The 19394-nt window shown below is 47.8% G+C and carries 12 protein-coding genes; 5 read left to right on the forward strand and 7 right to left on the reverse strand.

Features of this window, described 5'->3' with window-relative positions; genetic code table 11:
* Positions 1-23: 23 nt before the first annotated feature.
* A complete protein-coding gene (locus ACFQ3J_RS15710) occupies positions 24-3134 on the forward strand; it encodes an MMPL family transporter (RefSeq protein ID WP_251582578.1) in 3111 nt (1036 codons plus the stop codon).
* Between the two features lie 112 nt (positions 3135-3246).
* On the opposite strand, the gene ACFQ3J_RS15715 is transcribed toward ACFQ3J_RS15710, so the two are convergent.
* On the reverse strand, positions 3247-4428 hold the full coding sequence (locus ACFQ3J_RS15715; RefSeq protein ID WP_170862546.1) for a NupC/NupG family nucleoside CNT transporter: 1182 nt from the start codon (positions 4426-4428) through the stop codon (positions 3247-3249).
* A 262-nt stretch (positions 4429-4690) separates the two neighbouring features.
* Between ACFQ3J_RS15715 and ACFQ3J_RS15720 the strand changes: the two genes are divergently transcribed.
* Positions 4691-5167, forward strand: a complete 477-nt coding sequence (locus tag ACFQ3J_RS15720; RefSeq protein ID WP_251582580.1) for a DUF5301 domain-containing protein — start codon at positions 4691-4693, stop codon at positions 5165-5167.
* 203 nt (positions 5168-5370) lie between these two features.
* Here the strand turns inward: ACFQ3J_RS15720 and ACFQ3J_RS15725 are convergent, their stop codons facing one another.
* Positions 5371-7539 (reverse strand): amidase family protein, encoded by a 2169-nt coding sequence (locus ACFQ3J_RS15725; RefSeq protein ID WP_379293175.1) that lies wholly within the window; start codon positions 7537-7539, stop codon positions 5371-5373.
* Positions 7540-7837: 298 nt separating this feature from the next.
* Complete coding sequence (locus ACFQ3J_RS15730; protein WP_251582584.1) at positions 7838-9841, reverse strand: methyl-accepting chemotaxis protein; 2004 nt, start codon at positions 9839-9841, stop codon at positions 7838-7840.
* A 349-nt stretch (positions 9842-10190) separates the two neighbouring features.
* Between ACFQ3J_RS15730 and ACFQ3J_RS15735 the strand changes: the two genes are divergently transcribed.
* On the forward strand, positions 10191-10958 hold the full coding sequence (locus ACFQ3J_RS15735) for a YheC/YheD family protein (protein ID WP_251582586.1): 768 nt from the start codon (positions 10191-10193) through the stop codon (positions 10956-10958).
* 55 nt (positions 10959-11013) lie between these two features.
* Here ACFQ3J_RS15735 and ACFQ3J_RS15740 read toward each other — a convergent pair whose 3' ends face one another.
* The 3 genes from ACFQ3J_RS15740 to ACFQ3J_RS15750 form a co-directional block, all read right to left on the reverse strand.
* On the reverse strand, positions 11014-12480 hold the full coding sequence (locus ACFQ3J_RS15740; protein WP_251582587.1) for a serine hydrolase domain-containing protein: 1467 nt from the start codon (positions 12478-12480) through the stop codon (positions 11014-11016).
* Entirely contained in the window at positions 12477-12734 is a 258-nt protein-coding gene (locus ACFQ3J_RS15745; protein WP_379293348.1) for an iron chaperone, read from the reverse strand. The genes ACFQ3J_RS15740 and ACFQ3J_RS15745 overlap by 4 nt, the downstream gene beginning before the upstream one ends.
* Before the next feature lie 91 nt (positions 12735-12825).
* Positions 12826-16287: a glycoside hydrolase family 2 TIM barrel-domain containing protein gene (locus ACFQ3J_RS15750; protein WP_251582588.1), complete on the reverse strand. Its 3462-nt coding sequence runs from the start codon at positions 16285-16287 to the stop codon at positions 12826-12828.
* A 270-nt stretch (positions 16288-16557) separates the two neighbouring features.
* Between ACFQ3J_RS15750 and ACFQ3J_RS15755 the strand changes: the two genes are divergently transcribed.
* Together ACFQ3J_RS15755 and ACFQ3J_RS15760 are read left to right on the forward strand one after the other, a co-directional pair.
* A complete protein-coding gene (locus ACFQ3J_RS15755) occupies positions 16558-16836 on the forward strand; it encodes a hypothetical protein (RefSeq protein WP_091160467.1) in 279 nt (92 codons plus the stop codon).
* A 132-nt stretch (positions 16837-16968) separates the two neighbouring features.
* Positions 16969-18129, forward strand: coding sequence for an aminotransferase A (locus tag ACFQ3J_RS15760; RefSeq protein WP_251582782.1), 1161 nt, complete (start codon positions 16969-16971; stop codon positions 18127-18129).
* A 66-nt stretch (positions 18130-18195) separates the two neighbouring features.
* On the opposite strand, the gene ACFQ3J_RS15765 is transcribed toward ACFQ3J_RS15760, so the two are convergent.
* A complete protein-coding gene (locus ACFQ3J_RS15765; protein ID WP_251582589.1) occupies positions 18196-19314 on the reverse strand; it encodes an N-acetyldiaminopimelate deacetylase in 1119 nt (372 codons plus the stop codon).
* Positions 19315-19394 lie beyond the last annotated feature (80 nt).

Here is a 19394-nt window from a genome sequence, read left to right on the forward strand (position 1 = left end):
ATAGAAAAAGGAGTTCGGAGAGAATGCAAAGAATCGTCAAATGGCGGGTGCTCATTCTAGTCGTATGGCTGGCATTGGCAGGTCTATTGACTGTATTTCAGCCCGATGTGAATGCCATTCTGCATGAGAGAGGACAGGATCCGCTTACAGAGGACAGTCCTTCCAAAGTCGCCAGTCAAATGCTGAAGAAGATTGACGGTGATAAGGGTACGAGCAATATTATTGTTTTTCATAACGAAGACAAATTATCAGACACCGAGCTCGCAGACATTGAAACAGGCATTAGCAACATCCGCGATAACATGTCCGGCCTTGGCATTACCGAGCTCCTGGATCCGTTCGGAACACCGGAAGCGAAATCCTCGCTCATCTCGGAGAATGAGACCACCCTTATGGTCAGCTTCAGCATTGATAAGGGTGACCGTGAGGTCAAGGACATCAAGCAGGAGCTTGAATCCGAGCTGTCCGGTGTCGATACGGATTTTTACTTAAGCGGTGAAGATTTCATCCAGAACGACTACCTGGAAGCGACCATCATCGGGGTGGAAAAAAGCGCTGCCCTGACTGTTGCCTTTATACTTATCGTTCTCATTATCATGTTCAGGTCTGCACTGATTCCATTCATCTCTCTGCTGACGGTCGGGATTACTTATCTCGTCTCGATGGGGATTGCGGCGCAGATTATCGACAAGCTCGATTTTCCGGTGACCAGTGTAACGCAGATGCTGCTGGTCCTCATCCTGTTTGGGATCGGAACGGACTATAACATCCTGCTGTTTAATCGTTTCAAGGAAGAGCTGTCCCATGGAGCAGGCGTTGATGAGGCGATATCGACAACGTACCGTACAGCGGGCAAGACTATTTTTTACAGTACGCTCACGGTGTTCATTGCCTTCGCGGCACTCAGCTTCTCTGACTTCGGTATTTACCAATCTGCCAATGTCGTGGCGATCGGTACGGTCATCCTGATTGCTCAAATCTATACATTAACACCATTCTTCATGAAGACGCTCGGACCGAAGCTGTTCTGGCCTTCGAAACAGGATGCAGGTCATAAGGACAGTAAGTTCTGGGGTAAGCTGACATCCATTTCGGTGCGTTTTCCGGTTCTTACGACGGTTCTCATCATCCTGGTGATGATCCCTGTGTTGATGTTCAGCAAGCAGACACTGTCGTTTGACCAGCTGAAGGAGCTTGGCAACGGCTATCCATCAACCAAAGGCTTCAGCCTTGTTGCGGACAATTTCAGCAAAGGTCAGGCGCTGCCGACCAATGTCGTTATTGAATCGGATGAGCCGATGGACAACAACGAAGCACTCGCTGCGCTGGATCAGGTCACGAATACATTGAAGAGCCTGCCTGGTGTAGATCAGGTATCCAGTGTGACCCAGCCTCAGTTTGAGCCGATCGAGGACTTCTATGTCTCTAGTCAAGCCGAAACGATTACGGGAGGCATCTCAGCTTCCAAAGACGGAGTAGACCAAATCAAAGATGGTCTGAGCCAGATGGAGGAAGGCTTATCTACACCTGACTTCTCTCAGGTCGATGAGCTCGTATCCGGATCGAGCGAGATTGAGTCCGGCTACCGCCAGCTGACCGATGCCGTAGGACAGCTGGGAAGCGGACTTGATGACGGAGCTGCGGGTGCAGAAGGCCTTGCTGCAGGTATTGCAGAGATTAGGAACGGACTCGGCTCTATCGTATCCAGTACCGGAAAGCTGTCGAGTGGACTTACGGAAATTCAGAGCCAATACGAAGCGCTTCGCAGCGGATATACTGCACTCTCCGAGCAGCTTCCAGTTATACAAACCGGTATGGCAGGCATCAATACTTTAGTCTCGGCTCTTGGCGACCGTCACACCGAGCTGCAGCAAGACGAGACTTACAATCAGCTCAAAGCCCAGGGCCCTGCACTCGAAGGCGGACTCGCCCAGATCACAGGCGGTTTGAATGAGCTGAATGAGAATTATGGCAAGCTGAACAGCGGCTTTGATACAGCTGCAGGCGGCTTGGCTCAGGTCAACAGCGGTCAAGAGCAAATTCTGCCCGGTCTGAATGAGCTGGAACAAGGAGCGAAGCAGCTCTCCTCCGGTCTATCCGAAGGTGCAGACGGCTCCTCTGTCATTACATCGAACATGGATACGCTGAATGATGCGCTTGCTCAGGTCAATGCAGGACAGCAGGAGCTCTCCAGCGGATTATCCCAGCTGTCGAGCGGTATGGGCAGCCTGAAGGACGGCCTTGGTCAGAGCGGCAACGGTCTGAACGATATTTCCGAAGGACTGGATCAGACCGGTGACTTCTTGTCTCAATATGAACAAGCGAAGACCTTCTTCATCCCGAAGGAAGCGCTCGAAGCAGAAGAATTCAAGACATCGCTCGATACCTTCATGTCCGATGACCGTAAGGTAACGAAGATGATGGTTATTCTGAAGGAAGATCCATACTCTATGGGAGCCATGGACACGATTGAGGACATTAACGAAACACTGGCTGCAAGTCTGAAGGGCACGGTCCTTGATGGGTCCTCCTATGGTGCTGCGGGACCAAGCTCCTTCACATATGACACGAACAAGGCGCAGCTTGAGTCCTTTAACAGTACAGCCATTCTTGTTATTCTCGGCGTATTTATCGTGCTGTTGTTCGTCATTAAATCACTTCTGCCATCCATCTACATTATTTTGGCGCTGATCGCTTCCTATTACACGGCTATGGCTGCAACGAATTTTGTAACGTATCAGATCTTGGGAGCTGACGGGGTGTCCTCCTTCGTTCCATTCTTCTCCTTCATCATTATCGTTGCCGTCGGCGTCGATTATAGTATCTTCTTCATGATGCGTTATAAGGAGTATGGCGATCTTAACCCGACTGCAGCACTTGTTCAGTCTGCGAAAAATATCGGAGGAGTCATCATATCGGCAATGATCATTCTCGGCGGTACGTTCGCTACACTGATCCCATCCGGGCTTGTCCTGCTGATTGAGCTGGCAACGGCGGTGATGGCCGGACTTATCATACTGTGCTTCATTCTTCTCCCTATGCTTGTTCCGGCACTCATTGTACTGCCACAGAAATTAGGTAAGAAAAATAAGACGGCTTCCGGTCAAACATCAAACCAAACCTTTGATGCATAAAATCAATGCTAACCTTATCGTAATTTTCGAGGAAGATAGGGTCACTTACATCTAAAAAAGAATCCCGATTCTTAATCAATAAGAATCGGGATTCATTATATTGTGCAGCATCTTATACAAACAATCCAGCGATAATACTTGTAATTACGGAAGCAAGTGTCGCAACAAGCAGCACCTTGAGGCCGAATTTGGCAACCACCGCTGCCTTTTCCCCGCTAATCGCCTGAATCGATCCACTGATAATCCCGATGGAGCTGAAATTCGCGAATGACACCAGGAATGTAGATACGATAGCGACTGTTTTAGGGCTAAGCGTCTCAATGAGCGGCTGGAACTGCAGCATCGCTACAAATTCATTCGTCGCCAGCTTTGTTCCCATAATGGAGCCTGCTGTTACCATTTCGTTTGCCGGAATTCCCATAATCCAGGCCACTGGACTAAAGATGTATCCCAGAATCGCGGTAAATGAAATACCTAATATCGCTGTTAGTGCTCCATCCAGAAGTGCAATGAGACCGACATACGCAATTAGCATCGCGCCTACAATCAGAGCAACTCTACCACCATCAAGTGCACCCGCCGAGATTGCTTCGAAGATCGATTTGGTCTGGGAGACTTCCCGTACATCAATCTTCTCATCCTCGCTTGGCTTCGAAGGAGCAACCATCGTTGCTATAATCAGCGCAGACATCGCGTTCAAGATCATGGCTACTAGAACATACTGCGGAGGAATCATCGTCATATATGAACCCATGATGGACGCGGACACCGAACCCATCGCAGAGGTACACACAACAAACAGCTTGTTATCGTTCATTTTCTGCAGATGGTGCTTGATCGCAATAAGCGACTCGGATTGACCGAAGAAGATCGAGTTCACTGCATTAAAGGTAAGCACATTGGATAGTCCCGTAATCTTGGCAAGTGCCCCTCCGATATACTTGATTGCCAGCGGCAGCACTCGAATATGTGTCAGTATGGACAGCAGGGTTGCCGTAAAGATAATAAGCAGCAGCACGTTAATAAAGAACACACTCGCCTCTGCCGGAGCCCACCCGCCAACAACAAAGTCAATTCCTTGATATCCGTAGGACAGCATCTTCGTTACAAAGTTTGACACACTCTCGACGATGCTCACACCAATGCTCGTCTTGAACATGAATAGGGCAAGCAATATTTGAAGAACGAACAGAACACCAATTGCTTTGAAGTTGATGTTCTTCTTATCGTTGCTAAGAAGGAATCCAAGTCCCAGTGTCAGTAGAAGCCCCAGAATTCCAATTACAATTGACATCACTCACATAAACTCCCTTTTACTTATGATTAAGCGCCTTGTTTCAAATTACACGCCTTGTCTACATTACACAGTTACGCAACCTATTGCAAGTCAATTTTCACTCTGCTGCAAACCGAACTTACTTGGTTCCATTTTGTTCAATTTTCTATTATTAAAAAGCAATTTCTTAAACTTTACCCCAATTTGCGACGTTTATTCATATAATGGAAAATAAGGATTTCTACTGCTCCCAAGTCACAAAGAAGGAAAGGAAAATCTGATGAAAAGGAAGAATATACGGTTTAAGCTGATCGCGGGCTTGTCCCTATCCATTCTGTTGACAGCCGCTGTGCTATGGCGAATTCTGTCGCTGCACTATGCTTCGTTCGAAGAGCTGGTACTTGATTACATAAGAGAAACAGATACGTACTATATGATTGATATTACAAAGATAAGCCGCGAATACGAGAATTGGGAACGTGTTGAAATTACAGACCAAGGGGAGATTCAAGAGTTAATATCTCACTTCTCCACGATGAAATTTGAATCCGCAAGTGATGCAAGCTTGCCATGGGACTACTATTTAGTCCGTATTCAGCTCAAGACCGGAGCACATTTCGATATGACCCTGTATGAAGAGCAAGAGCAATATATACGAATAGACAATTCACGAAGATCCGCACACAAATACCACGCTGGCGAATTTAAAATTTCTAACGGATTTGATACAGCAATTTTGGAGCAATATTTTAAGTAGCATGGTATCCATGCGGTTCATAGAAACCGCCCTTCCAAAGAATTAATAGAAAAGAGTCTGGGCCCAACGAATAATCGTTGGCCCAGACTCTCTTTTCCATTCAGTCACTTCATTTTTGTATTAGAGGAGCTTTGACAGTTAAGAAGTATTACCATGTAATCATTGCAGCTCATGCACATGACATGCACACGCATACTTCAATTTCAGATCTCCTGACCTGACAGCTGCAGCTCCATTGCTCTATACATAAAGGCAGCAAACTCGCCGCGTGTGACGGTATCCTGTGGTCTATAGTTGCCCAGCTCCACGGTGATTCCATGCTGAGCCAGGATCAAGACATCCTCTTTGTGTGCTGGCTTCACGTTCGTTATATTTATCGTGTGCGGGCTGTTTGACACCTTGGCCAGATTAAAGGCTCTTACTAGTACAGATGCCATCTGTTCTCTCGTCAGCGACTGCTCGCCCATGAACGAATCTGATCCGCCTAGGAGAATTCCCTCGTTATAAGCTGCAGCTATTACAGCCGCATACTCGTCCTCTGATGAAATATCCTCAAAGCCTTCAAGTACGGCACTCACATTATCGGGAATGGTTAGATGCAAACCTCTTGCTATCATATCTGCAGTCTCAGCACGTGAGATCAGCTCATTCGGCTGAAATTCTGTCTGATCCGCATCGATTGCTCCTGCCGCTGTCAATGACATCACAGCAGGGAAATACGGACTATTCGGTTTAACATCGGTATAATCTGCGGTCTTCTCAATTAATACGGGCAGCTCCCGATGCTGGGTTGCCTGTTCGTAATCGTATGCCATAGCGATTAGCTCAGCTTCTCCCCACATCTCTCCAAAGAAAGCGAGTCCAAAGGGTGAGCCATTCTCGTAATAGCCTGCGGGTACCGTAATTAATGGAAGACCGCTGATGTTAATCTCGGGGACGGTTGTCGCACCGATATCCCCTTCGCCCAGCTTTGGAATTCGATTGGACATTTGCGGGTATACAAACCCATCCAGATCATGCTCTTCCATGACACTATCCACCATTTGCAGGTACTCTTCTCTAACTTCATTGAACTCCGTTAAATCCGGCGCCACCTTCGCATCACTGATTGCAGCATCTATATCCTCAAATCTTTCTTCCATAAAACTGAGCGGTCCGCCTTTGACCCACGGAATCTCACCGGCCTCTTCAAATACACTTTGAATAGACAGGGTTTCATCTTCAGGATTCAAATTCTGCAAATAGCTCTCCAGATCGTAGAAGAACGTCTCCATACCGACATTTCCCGTCTTCTTCACATACTCTTTAAAGCCTGATCCGGCAAAAGGGTCCTCTACTACAACCGCCCCCTCTTCCTCCAGCTCCTTCACAGCTTGTTCGTATAGCTCTATGGTCTCTGCCGACAGCTCACTATCACGCCAGCCTGGTCCATACAGACCTAACCTTTTGCCATTAAGCGCCTGATTACTCACAGCTGCTGCGTAACCTTCCTCAGGAATATGGCCAATTGCAGCCTGTGTCTTCTCATCCTTCTCCGAATAGCCGGCCATGACATCAAGCATCACTGCCGCATCCAGCACCGAGCGGGCATGCGGGCCAAGAACGTCCCGGGTGCTTCCTGCGAGCGGTGTAACTCCTGTTGTCGGGATAAGTCCGAACGAGGGCTTGATGCCGACAATCGCTTGGGCTGCCGCCGGATTCTGAATCGAGCCTCCCGTCTCCTCGGCAATCCCGAGGACAGCGAAATTCCCCGAAATTGCCATCGCTGTCCCACTGCTGCTGCCGCCCGGTGCAATGGAAGGATCGACAGCATTATACGTAGGTCCAGCCCAGCTTGTATTCGCATGCGTTCCTGTTGCGCTGAAAGCCGGAATATTCGTCTTGCCGATGATGATCGCACCTGCTTCTTTAAGCCGTGACACGACGGGAGCATCCTGAGCAGGCATTAATTCAATGCCTCCCGCTGATTTACTAAGCGGTTCCCAGCCGAATGTACTTGGGAATCCAGCGACATCCACTGCTTCCTTAATGACGACGGGTATACCCGCAAGTGGCCCGAGCTCTACTCCTTCACTCCGAAGACGGTCAATCTCCTCCGCTTCCTGCAGGGCTTTGTCATTCATGAAGGTGAACGCGTTATATGTACCTTCATACTTTTCAATCCGGTCCAAATAAGCTTGGACGATCTGCTTCGCCGTAAATTTTCCACTGCTGTATCCCTCAGTCAATTCATTCACTGTCATCTCTTCCAATTGAATCTGTTCCTGAGCATATACGGTTGAAGGCGTTCCTGTCAGCTCAGGTATAGATCCTATCAACATTCCAGAAATGACCAGGGACATTGTTCTTTTTGCTAGAATTGTCTTTCTCATTATCATAACTCCTTTCTTTCTCGTAGTTAGTTACTCTCGAAACCTATTTTATACTTACTCTGCTAGATTTCAATTTTTTGTCATATGATCTGACATTACAATTTCTTATAAGTCTTATACCGGATATGATAAGGCGAGCTTTCAAGTGATCTCTTATACCGGAAAAAGGACCGCTGCATCCTTCCTACAGCGGCCCTTGGTCCATCCTCATAACATTTAGTGATTAATCGTCATCATCATCCACCCGAGGCGGGTGGTTATAGTAGTAATTTCCGTGCATACACGGATAGGGTTGGTACTAAATCTTAAATTGCTGAACCAGCTCCTGCAGTTCTTCTGCCAGCTTCGACAATGAAGCGGAAGCTGAGCTGATCTCCTCCATAGAGGCAAGCTGCTCTTCGGTGGAACTGGCCATATCTTCAGACAACGATGCATTCTCCGTGGCTATGCTCAGCAAGCTCTGAGCCGTTGAGGTCACTTGAGAGGCACTTGCTGCAATCTGTTCAGATAGTGTTGCAACCTCTTCCACCTGAACAGGGATTTCCTGAATATTCTGAATGATGGATGAGAAGGTCTCCGTCGTGTTGAAGGAAATGGTGAGTCCGCTCTCTACTTTTTCTGCGGCCAGCTTCATGCTATCCGCTGTCGTCTCCGTTTCCTTCAGGATGTGCCCGATGAGTCCGATAATCTGCTTCGCAGCCTCCTCTGACTGCTTGGCAAGATGACCAACTTCCTCGGCTACCACGGCAAATCCTCTGCCATGCTCACCAGCTCTCGCCGCCTCAATAGAAGCATTAAGAGATAGCAGCTTCGTTTGACCAGCGATACCGCCGATCAGATCGACGATTACTGCGATTTCCTGAGAACGCTGCTGCAGCGATTGCAGCTGTTCATTCGATTTGTTAACCGATTTGTATATCGCATTCATCTGATCCATCGTCTTCAGCACAGATTCATTCCCATCCGCTGCCTGCTCTGCCGCATGCTTCGTCAGATCCGAGACATGAACAGTATTCTCGGCTACCTTCTGTATGCCCATGCTGATCTGAGTAAGAGCCTCTACCGTTTGGTTCAACTGATCATTCTGCGTCTCCGTCCGGCTTGCCACCTCCTGGAGTGAAGAAGCTACATATTCCGAAGCCGTCGCTGTTTGCATCGAGCTTGCCGTAAGCTCCTCTGAGGATGCGGCGACATGCTCTGATTTTGAACCGATCTCCTGAATCAGCATTCGCAAATTGTGAGACATTTGATTAAATGAGCTCGCCAGGTCTCCAAGCTCGTCGTTATTCTTCAGCTGAATCTTCTCGGTCAGATCGCCTTCACTAATCCGGGCTGCCGATGTACGCAGCGCTTGAAGCGGCTTCGTAATGGATGCAATAAGGAAGAATACCAGGAGTAAGCCGAGCACAATGGCAACAACAATAACGATACTGGTTGCAATAAGAATAGGCTTGGTAATGCCTTCAATCTCTGTATCAAACACAATACCGCCGACCTTCCAGCCCGTCAGCTCATTCGTTATGAACTCCATGCGCTTCGAATCCCCTTCAAAAGTGAAATCGAACTTGCCTCGTTCAGCTGCGAACATATTATCATAGAAATTATCATCTGCTCTTATACCTAGCTCCATCGTAGGATGAACCACGATATTCCTCTGCTGATCCAAAACAATTGCATAACCGTCTGTACCGATGTTTACTTGACCTGCGACCTGGCTCAAGCTCTGCAGGTTAATGTCCATACCGACAACACCAGAGCCATCCTCGGTCATTTTTGCTACAGCGACGACCAAATTACCGGTGGCAGCCGATACATAGGGATTTGTAATAATGACCTGTCCCTTATTCTCCATGGCTTTTTTATACCAGGGTCTCTGACGTGGATCATAATCTTCAGTAAGCTGCTTTCTCGGAACCTGAATCATGACCCCCTCATCTGTTCCGACATACATGCTGTCCAGATCTCTATTAAATTGAATATAATTATCGAACTCTGCTCTAATATCGGGACTATCAACTCCGTCATACCGCGTAGCATTAATATGATTGGAGAAGATCACAACATCTTCTCGTTTGGGAGCGATAATATCTGTGATGACTGAGTTGATGACCTCGACGCTCACACCTGCGCTGCGCATGAATTCCTTATCCAGTTCTTGCTTCGCGGATTGGTACGATAGTGTCCCTATAACAGAAGAGGGGATGATAAGTACGATGAGAAATACGATGATCAGCTTGTACTTAACGGTTAATCTTAGTTCGTTCTTGTCGAACCACTTCAGCTTCTTACTTAACTTGCTCACTCTAAAAAACCTCCAGTTCATTGGATAAGCTTTGCACCTTCACTATGTTGGAAAATTACTAATATCCAATATAAAGATAAAGATTCACATCTATTCATCGGTCAATCGAGCGTCTTTATTTAACATCACATGTAAATCAATTTTATATGACACAGTTTCTTCTTAAATTTCGGGCAATAAAAAAGGCCCCATCGGACCTTATTCGTAGGCAGGATCTGCGTAATTCTAGGCATACGCACATACCCGCTAATTTTTTCCGTGTCAGTTGCCCCATTATCTCAAGCTAGACTAGTGCACTAACGGACTCCAGCAGCTGTCATATCCTAAGGTAGAAAGGGGATGAGTACAAGTGAAGAAGAAAATGCACTATACAAGCACAACCATCAAGAGCAAATGGACCAAGACCAAATGGCTCGACAAAAGCTCGGAAGTACGAGAATATATTCCCAAAACGTTGCAGTTCAGCCGAAGCAATCTGAGCAGCATGCTGTCACAGTATTCGACTATCTTTTTCAAGCCGGAGAACGGTACCGGGGGCTACAATATTATAAGAATCAAGAAGCGCGAGAACGGATACCAGTACCAGCATAATTCGGTCAAGAAGCAATTCACTTCTTTAGATACTCTATATAATGAATTGAAAAAACGAAATAATCGTGAGCCGTACCTGCTTCAGCAGGGCATTCAGCTTGATAAAACCAACGGCAAACCGTTCGATATTCGGGTCATGGTTCAGAAGTCAAGAAGCAGAAGCTGGAAATCAACCGGTATCTTTACCAAGATCGGAACCCCAGGCAAAGTGGCGACCAATTATCAGCAAGGCGGAAGAATCGGATTTATTCGCCCAACCTTATTAAATGCCGGCTACTCGAACACTACGGCAAAAGAGATCGAAGCAGAACTCAAAAAGCTTGGAAAGTCCGTCGGCAAAGTGTTTGATTCCCACAAGCATGGCTTCCATGAGCTGGGTCTCGATGTTGCACTGGATAAGAATGGGGAGATCTGGATTCTGGAAGTTAACACAAGACCTCAATTCTATCCACTGAAACATATGAAGGATAAAACCCTCTACCAACACATTCTGTCTAACGCCAAAAAGTATGGAAGAAAGAGATGAAGAGCAGCCGCATTTTTTACAGACTTAGAGCTGTGATTATTAGAGAATTAAAGTATTAGAAGATTTGAGGACTTTGCAAATGTCCCTTTACCTGATAATGTTGAAGGCTAAAGGAAACGTTCATGTGATAACTCAGCTGGATTTCTCGTTCCTTAAATTCTAAACGATATGTAACCATGTAAGGTGTTTCAATATAGAACAGCGTCAGCTGCAATGTATGGCTGCTCACCCACGAAGCACAGGCAACAACCTCCTGTACATGAAGGCTTAGATCCTTATAGAATAGCCCTTGCTGTGACACCGGCTTGCTGAGATCGAAGGTTAGCACCTGATCACGCTCATCTCCATAGTTCATTTGAAGATCTAATCTATCCCCAGCGGCATGAAAATGGAGCATACGCAGTCCTTCAGGATGATTCTCCAACCTATAACACCTGCCACCTATGTCTTGAATCCCGATCGGTATCTTCATAAGCTCCGGGAGCCTGGAGCTCAGGTGAAGCTTTTTCTCCATCCGAATTAACTTATCACTGCTTAGCTTCATGGGAGGGCTCAGCACATACGAATAGATGAAGTCCAGCAGCGTTTGCAGCGGCTGCATGCTCTTGAAGCTTGAATGGGCAGCAACGACGATTCCTGCGGAAGGTGCAACGAAGCACAGCTGGCCAAAAGATCCATCCCCTCTATAGCAGCCTTGTCGGCACATATGAAACTGGTATCCATATCCTTGCTGCCAGTCTATTCGATCCTTACGATCGGTCGTGTCACTATGCTTCGTCGTTGCCAGTTCAATGTAGCGTTCGGATACAATGCGTTTGCCTGCGTACATTCCTTTATCAAGCAGCATTTGACCAAATTTTGCGACGCTGTCTGTCGTCAGACTGAGCCCCATACCTCCTGCTGTGATGCCCATGGGACAGGTCTCCCATATTGGACGCGGTATATTTAACGGATCAAACAATGTCGGCATCAGGAAGTCTACCAGATTATGACCGGTGACACGTTCAAGGATCGCAGAGAGCATATATGTGGCATGTGTGTTGTACAGATGATAGGTTCCTGGTTCAGACTTCACTTCTAAGGACAGAAAGGCTCTTACCCAGTCCTGCTCCCTAGCTATCTCTGCATAAATATTATCGTGATGCCCCGTGTTCATAGACAGCAGATGATGAATCGTCATCTTGGCCAGATTAGGAGAGATATAGGATGGAAGCTTATCCGGGAAAAAGGAGATGACCGGATCGTTGAGACGGATGAAGCCCTGGTCCCAAGCGATGCCTGTTGCAATGGATGTAAAGCTCTTACTTAGTGAATACAGCAGCTGCGGACATTCCTTACGATAAGGCTCCCGATAGAACTCGGCCTCTAACCTGCCATCCTTCATAAGTACAAGACTGTTTACCTCTAGTTTTAATTCATCGATTTTGGCTATTAACAAGGAAATCTCGTTTGCAGTACATTCATGAATATCCGGAATCCCCAATGTGTTGTCAGGGTCAGGAGCATCCTTTGTCCCATTCATTGACGTTTACCACCTGCCTTCTCCTTATTCTCCTTCACTCTGAACATAACGATCCTGCTGATAAGCTCATACGGGAGCGGCTGGTCCATTGGAAATTGCGCTGAGCCCTTAGCGCTCTTGTATTTTGATAATTTATCCTTGAACGCGGCGATCCCGCTTGCCCCTGGATAAAAACCAATATGATGCTTGAAGGCTGAATAGTGAACAAGATTGCCTGCGAGTGCAAATTCAAAAGAGGAGGCATCTGGCTCAATGTCATTAAGATGCGGCTTAACTTAATGATATTGGGTATCTGCCCCCACTTTTATCAACTTAATTTAAATCCCCTACGTACGAGTACGAATCTTACCTCTCAAACCTAAACCAGCCAAAGTCGAAATTACTTCCCGGCAGGAAGATGAACGTTACCTTTGTAACACCGGTTACTTTCTCCAGCTCAAAGACCTGCTCTTCATATCTGTTCGACTGCGTGAACTCCACAAGCTGATTACTCTCACCCTCTGGACCTGCAAACCGGATATGGATCGTATTCTTGTCAATCGGTGAACTGCCGTAGAATACAATTCTTGAAGTCCCTTCCGCCGTGAAGTCCATATCACTGAACTCAAGGGATACGTTATTGCCGATGCCCTCTACTAGATCTCCCGAGATCGTGAAGGTGTCACCGTAGATGTGATCGCACCCTGCGGATGCATTCTGCTCGAAGGCTCTATTTTTCTTCTCGAACGTGAAGCCTTTGACGTGAATCTTCTGATTCAGCACAAAATAGATGGACGTAATCCCATTCAGCCGCTTGGACAGACGGTATGTCTCTTCTTGATACACATTCCATTTGGACTCCTTCTGGTACACAACATCCGCCAGCAGGGTACTGCCTTCCTCCTCCGGCATGCCCTCCCAGATCTGAATGAAGTATTCCTCATTGGAGAGTGCAAAGATCGGAATGGTCATCGTGTCCGAACCGTAAGCACCAAAGTCAATGTTCTGGAAGCCTACAACGGTCTTCCCGTCACGGCTCGTCGCAAACCCTTTCTCATTCCCGTTGCTGACATCGCCTATTGCATCATCGTACAGACCTCCGGTAATAAAGCCATACGGATCTTTGAAGGCTGTGCCAAGCCCGTCTGCTCTGAATTCCAAGTGGGAGATCAGCTTCGTCTTATCTGTTCCGTTCTTGCTCGTCGCGCGTACCAGGAATTCACCATCACCAAGTGCGCTGATCGTAGCGGTATGCCCGTCGGCCTCAATCTTCGCGATGTTGGACTCAATACCGGCATCGTTAACGACAGACCACTCAAGATCAGTATAGGACGTATTCACCGGATAAAGATTCGCTGTCACCGTTAATACCTTGTTGGACGGATTCAGCACCTGACCTCCACTACTAATGAGCTCAATTTTGCGCAGCGGAACCTCAGCCGCACTTCCCATCACAATCGGCATTGCCTCATTCTTCGTGTTTGCATCGATGCTGCTCAGCTGTGCATCACCCGTTGCAGGCACAGAATTGAACTCGGCAGATTGCCCTGTAAGCCCCTCAGAGCTCACCTCGATCTTGATGGTTCCCGGCTCCTTCGTCGCACCGATGATCGCCATCAGCTTGCCGCTGAACAGTCTCTTGCTCTGTCCTTTGTACTGATCGTAATCTGTGCTGTCCCCACTATCGAGACCAATCAGGCGCCCTGCTCCGCTTACACTGACGTTCACGCGATTATTTGCATTCTGTACAACATTCCCTGCTTCATCTTCCACATTAATCTCTACAAAAATAAGATCTGTGCCGTCGGCAGTAAGCTCGCTCTTATCCGGCAGCAGGCGGATCTTCGCCGCATCCGTGTAAGATCTTTGTACATCCGTCGCAATCACATGGCCATTCTCATCATAAGCGATAGCTTTCAGTTCACCTTGCTCGTAAGGTACCTTCCACCAGCCAACCAGCTGCGTTCCGTTCGCATGATCAATGTCGTACGTTCCGATGGTACTGCCGTTCAGCTGCAGCTCAATCCTCGGTGCGTTAGAGCACACGCGTACATCAATCATTTGTCCCGGACTGAAATCCCAATATGGGAAAATGTGAACCATTGGCGCCTTCTTATAATCCGTCCATGCGGATTGGTAGATGTAATAGGAATCTTTCTTGAATGTGGCTGTATCCAGCTGTCCAAAATAAGAGTTCTTCGTATGATACGGCGTCGGCTCACCGATATAATCGAACCCTGTCCACAAATACTGTCCAAGGGAGTATGGCGTGTCTCTTTCGGCCAAAATACATGCCTCCGCCGACTTCGCTCCCCAGCTGGTCGTACTGTTGCCGAGCGCAGAGCACTGCTCGTCGTCATCGGCCAGGATGGCCTTGTCAAACGGAAAGTGATAAATCCCACGGCTCTGTACGACCGAAGCTGTTTCGCTTCCGTAGATGATCCAGTCCGGATGCTCTTCATGGTGCTTGTCATAATACTTCTCAGCATAGTTGTAGCCCGCCACTTTAACGATGTCGGCGCATTTCTGAGCATTCTCCCACGGCATATAGTTGGAGCCGATCGTCACGCGTCCATTCTGCTTTGGATCAAATTCCAGCACATAATCCATGAGCATTCGGGTCACTTCTTGTCCACGCTCATCTGCATGCGTATCATATATCTCGTTCCCAATACTCCACATAATAAGACTTGGATGGTTGCGATCCCGCATCACCCAGCTCTTCACATCCGTATGCACCCATTCCGGGAAGAAACGCGCATAGTCATAAGGCGTCTTGGATCTCTCCCACATATCAAAGCCTTCAGAGACAATCAGCATCCCCATCTCATCAGCCAGCTCCATAAAAGCCTTCGCCGGCATGTTGTGGGCTGTGCGAATGGAGTTTACTCCCATCTCCTTCAGCAGCTCGAATCTTCTGCGCAGAGCCGTTACGTTAAATGCCGCTCCCAGAGCTCCCAAATCATGATGCTCGCACACCCCGTTCAGCTTCATCTTCACGCCGTTCAGGCGGAAACCGTCGTTCGGGTCCAAGCTGACCTTGCGGAAGCCGATATGTTGTGCGACCCTCTCCACTGTCTCTCCAGCGATCTTAAGCTCTGTAACCAGCTCATATAGATGCGGCTCATCCGTACTCCAGAGTAGTGGGTCCTCAGCTGTCAACTGCTGATGGTTCATCACTACGGAATCGCTGCCTGCCTTAAGCTGATCTGCAGAAGAAGCAATGACATCCCCCTGATACATGATGTTGTGAACGAGTTCACCGTCCTGCTGGATGAACACGTCCGTATCCACTTCAACCAGCCAGCCTTGTTCCTGCTGAGTTGTAGAAACATAGATCCCGTTCGTCACGATATGACTATTGTCTCTTGTCTTGAGCCATACGTCACGATAAATTCCGGCTCCAGAATACCATCTGCTGTTCGGGCTTTGGTGCACGACCTTGACGATGATCTCGTTCTCACCGGGTACCAGTGCCTTCGTGATCTCATGCTCAAAAGCGGAATATCCATACTTCCACTCCCCAGCAAATTGACCGTTTACATAAACTGTAGAATCCATATAGACACCGTCAAAAGCGAGGAGAACCTGTTTCTCATCCCCGCTATATGTAAATTTTTTGCGATACCAGCCAATGCTGTTCTCGTATAAGTCAAGCGAGTTATAGATTAACCAGTCGTGGGGAAGATCGACCGGCTCATAATGAAGCCCTGCTGCTGTCGTTGCATCCAGTTCACTCGGATCTTGCACTGCTCTCCCTGCGTCCTTTGCTTCAAGGTGCATCTTGGCAAATTCCCAGCCGTCATTAAACAATATTTGTTGATTCATGGGCCACCTCTCACTTTTACAAATTAGATACTGATGATTACGTTTACATTGTATCATGAAAACGTTTAATTTCTTACCCGGAATCTTCGCAACAAAAAGCCACAATAATTCGACATTAACTCCATATCACGAAGCAAACTCTGCGTGGAATATATTAACAATCTAATATTAATATAATTTGTACTCCATTTTTATATTGCGATGATATTCGTTGTATACAGTATGCATATTCTTATCTCAATTGATGGACAACAGGGAGGACTATAGAAGATGGTAGATCAAATTTTGAGAGAAGTGCTTGATAGAAGAAGTGTGGAAATTGTAGAAATATGTGAAAGAGAACATCTGGAGCTCTATAAGCTATTTAGTGAAACACTGGAAAACATGAGACAGCACATGCCTGAGCATTTATATAACAAAACGGGAATGTTGGAAGATATCTTTCTTCATAGCAATATTCAGTTGATCAAGACCGCTCATAAGCTGGGCTATCATGATGCGCAGTCGCTCAAGCAGTGGGGAGAGCATCTGGAAACAACTTCTATTTAAAACCAGCTGATCTACGGTATCAGGAAGCAATTAACTGCAGCCTCCGTTTATTCTGAGTGCTCCTCTCGAAGTGCCCCGTTCGATATGATATGATGATTACCATTGAATCATATAGACGGGACAGGTGAAATTATGGAGCATCTAATCAGGCCGGAGGTTCGCAGCATTGAAGTATCCGGCATACGAAAAATGGCCAACAAGGTCAGTCAATACGACGAGGTGTTATCGCTCACGATCGGGCAGCCGGATTTTCCGACACCGCAGCATATATTAGAGGCCGCCAAGCAAGCAATTGACAGTGGGGAAACGGTGTACACGCCGAATGCGGGAACCATCAAATTGCGTACAGCGGCAGCCCATTTCATGACACAGAAGTACGGACTTACATACGATCCTGCGGATGAGATCATCGTGACGACTGGCGCCAGTGAGGCAATTGATGTGACGTTTCGGACAATTCTTACGGAGGACAGCGAAGTACTTCTGCCAGGCCCCATCTATCCGGGGTATGAGCCCATTATTCGCATGTGCGGCGCGAAGCCGGTGCATATCGATACGACCGGCAGCGGCTTTAAGCTGACAGCCGATTTGATTCGTCAGCATTTGACGGAGCGTACCCGCTGCATCGTGCTGGCATCACCTTCAAATCCGACGGGCTGTACACTGAGCTCTGAAGAGCTTAACGAGATCGCGGATCTGGTTCGGGAGCGCGAGCTGTTCGTCCTGTCAGACGAGATCTACAGCGAGCTTGTATTTGACGGGACGCACACTTCCATTGCGGCTCTGCCGGGCATGCGTGAGAAGACCATTGTGATCAACGGGTTGTCTAAGTCACACTCGATGACCGGGTGGCGTATTGGGCTGCTGTTCGCTCCGGCTTACCTGGCACGCCATATCGTGAAAGTGCATCAATATAATGTCACATGCGCCAGCTCCGTCAGCCAAGCAGCTGCGGTCGAAGCGCTGACCGCCGGCATCGATGACGCACTGCCGATGCGTGCGGAGTATGCACGGCGCCGTGACTATGCTTATGAGCGGCTGGTGAGCGCAGGATTTGAGGTCACACAGCCACACGGTGCTTTTTACATCTTCCCTTCCGTGGCTAAGTTTGGACTTGATTCCACCACGTTCGCCCATCGTCTGCTTGAAGAGAAACGGGTCGCAGTCGTGCCGGGAGCGGCGTTCGCTCCCTTCGGCGACGACTATATCCGCATCTCCTATGCCTGCTCGATGGAGGTCCTCCGTGAGGCAATGGATCGGATAGAATCGTTCGTACAAGGATTGTCCAACTAAACAGGTGCATGCAAAAAGCTGCTTCTGCGCATAAGCGCAGAAGCAGCTTTTTTTAAGGAATGTTCGTTATGAAGAACGATGACGCAAATAATTAGATACAACTTTGATGGCTACGCCGATCGCTTCCTCCTGTGGCTCAAGCTTCGCATGATGCAATCCATAGGACGTGTCAACACCAAGCCAGAACATCAAACCAGGGATATCGCGCAGGAAGTATCCGAAATCTTCGCCCGTCATGGCTTCAGTGCATTCAATCAATTCCACACCGTCAAAATGATGTACGAAGTCCATAAATCGCTCAGCTTCTTCTTCATTATTGTAGACCTGATAATAATTGGAACCGTAATCCAGCTCGGTCTTGCAATTAAAGCCGGCTTCAACACCTGTCAGCAGCGCTTCAATTCGGGCTTTTACATCCGCCATCGAATCTGCTGATAATGACCGGATCGTGCCCTCCAGACGAACCCGTTCTGCAATAATATTCTGTTTGGTTCCACCTGTAATTTTGCCAAGTGTCACAACCACGGAGTCCAGTGGATCGACGTTGCGCGAGACAATGGACTGCATCTGCATCACGAGACTCGACGTCGCAACGATCATATCGATCGCCCGATGCGGATAAGCCGCATGGCCGCCTTTACCTGTCAGATCAATAAACAGCTCTGATGTGTTGGCGAACAGGATACCCGGCTTCGTAGCTATCGTGCCTACCGGGTATTCGGGAGCAATATGCAGCCCCATCATGAAATCAGGCTTCCACGCCTTAAATTCCTCGCTTGCCAGCATGGGCAGAGCGCCGCCTGGCCCCTCTTCCGCCGGCTGAAACACGAACAGAACATCATCATTAATGGGTTCATTCACTATGTCCGTGAGGACCCCGAGACCGATAGCCATATGCAGATCATGTCCACAAGCATGCATGTAACCAGGATGCGTTGATCGGAATTCATAGCTGGTTTCTTCATCAATCGGCAGCCCGTCCATGTCCGCCCGATATCCCAAACAACGCTCGCCAATCAGCCCCTTCACTCGGACCAAAATACCAGTACGCCACGTCTTTATCTCCAGCCGGTCCTGCGGCAGGCCTCTTATATATTCCAGCAGCAAAGCCTGTGTCTTGAATTCTTCAAAGCCTGGCTCAGGAATCTGGTGCAGCCTCCGTCTTAACTCTACAAATATGCTCATTCGATCACTCCTCAAGTCACTCATTAAGCCCGTTCGTTTTCCGTTATAGCTATGTACATTCAAGCATAATCCTGCTCATA

Origin of the sequence: Paenibacillus provencensis, assembly GCF_042678545.1 — a bacterium.
GTDB lineage: Bacteria > Bacillota > Bacilli > Paenibacillales > Paenibacillaceae > Paenibacillus > Paenibacillus provencensis.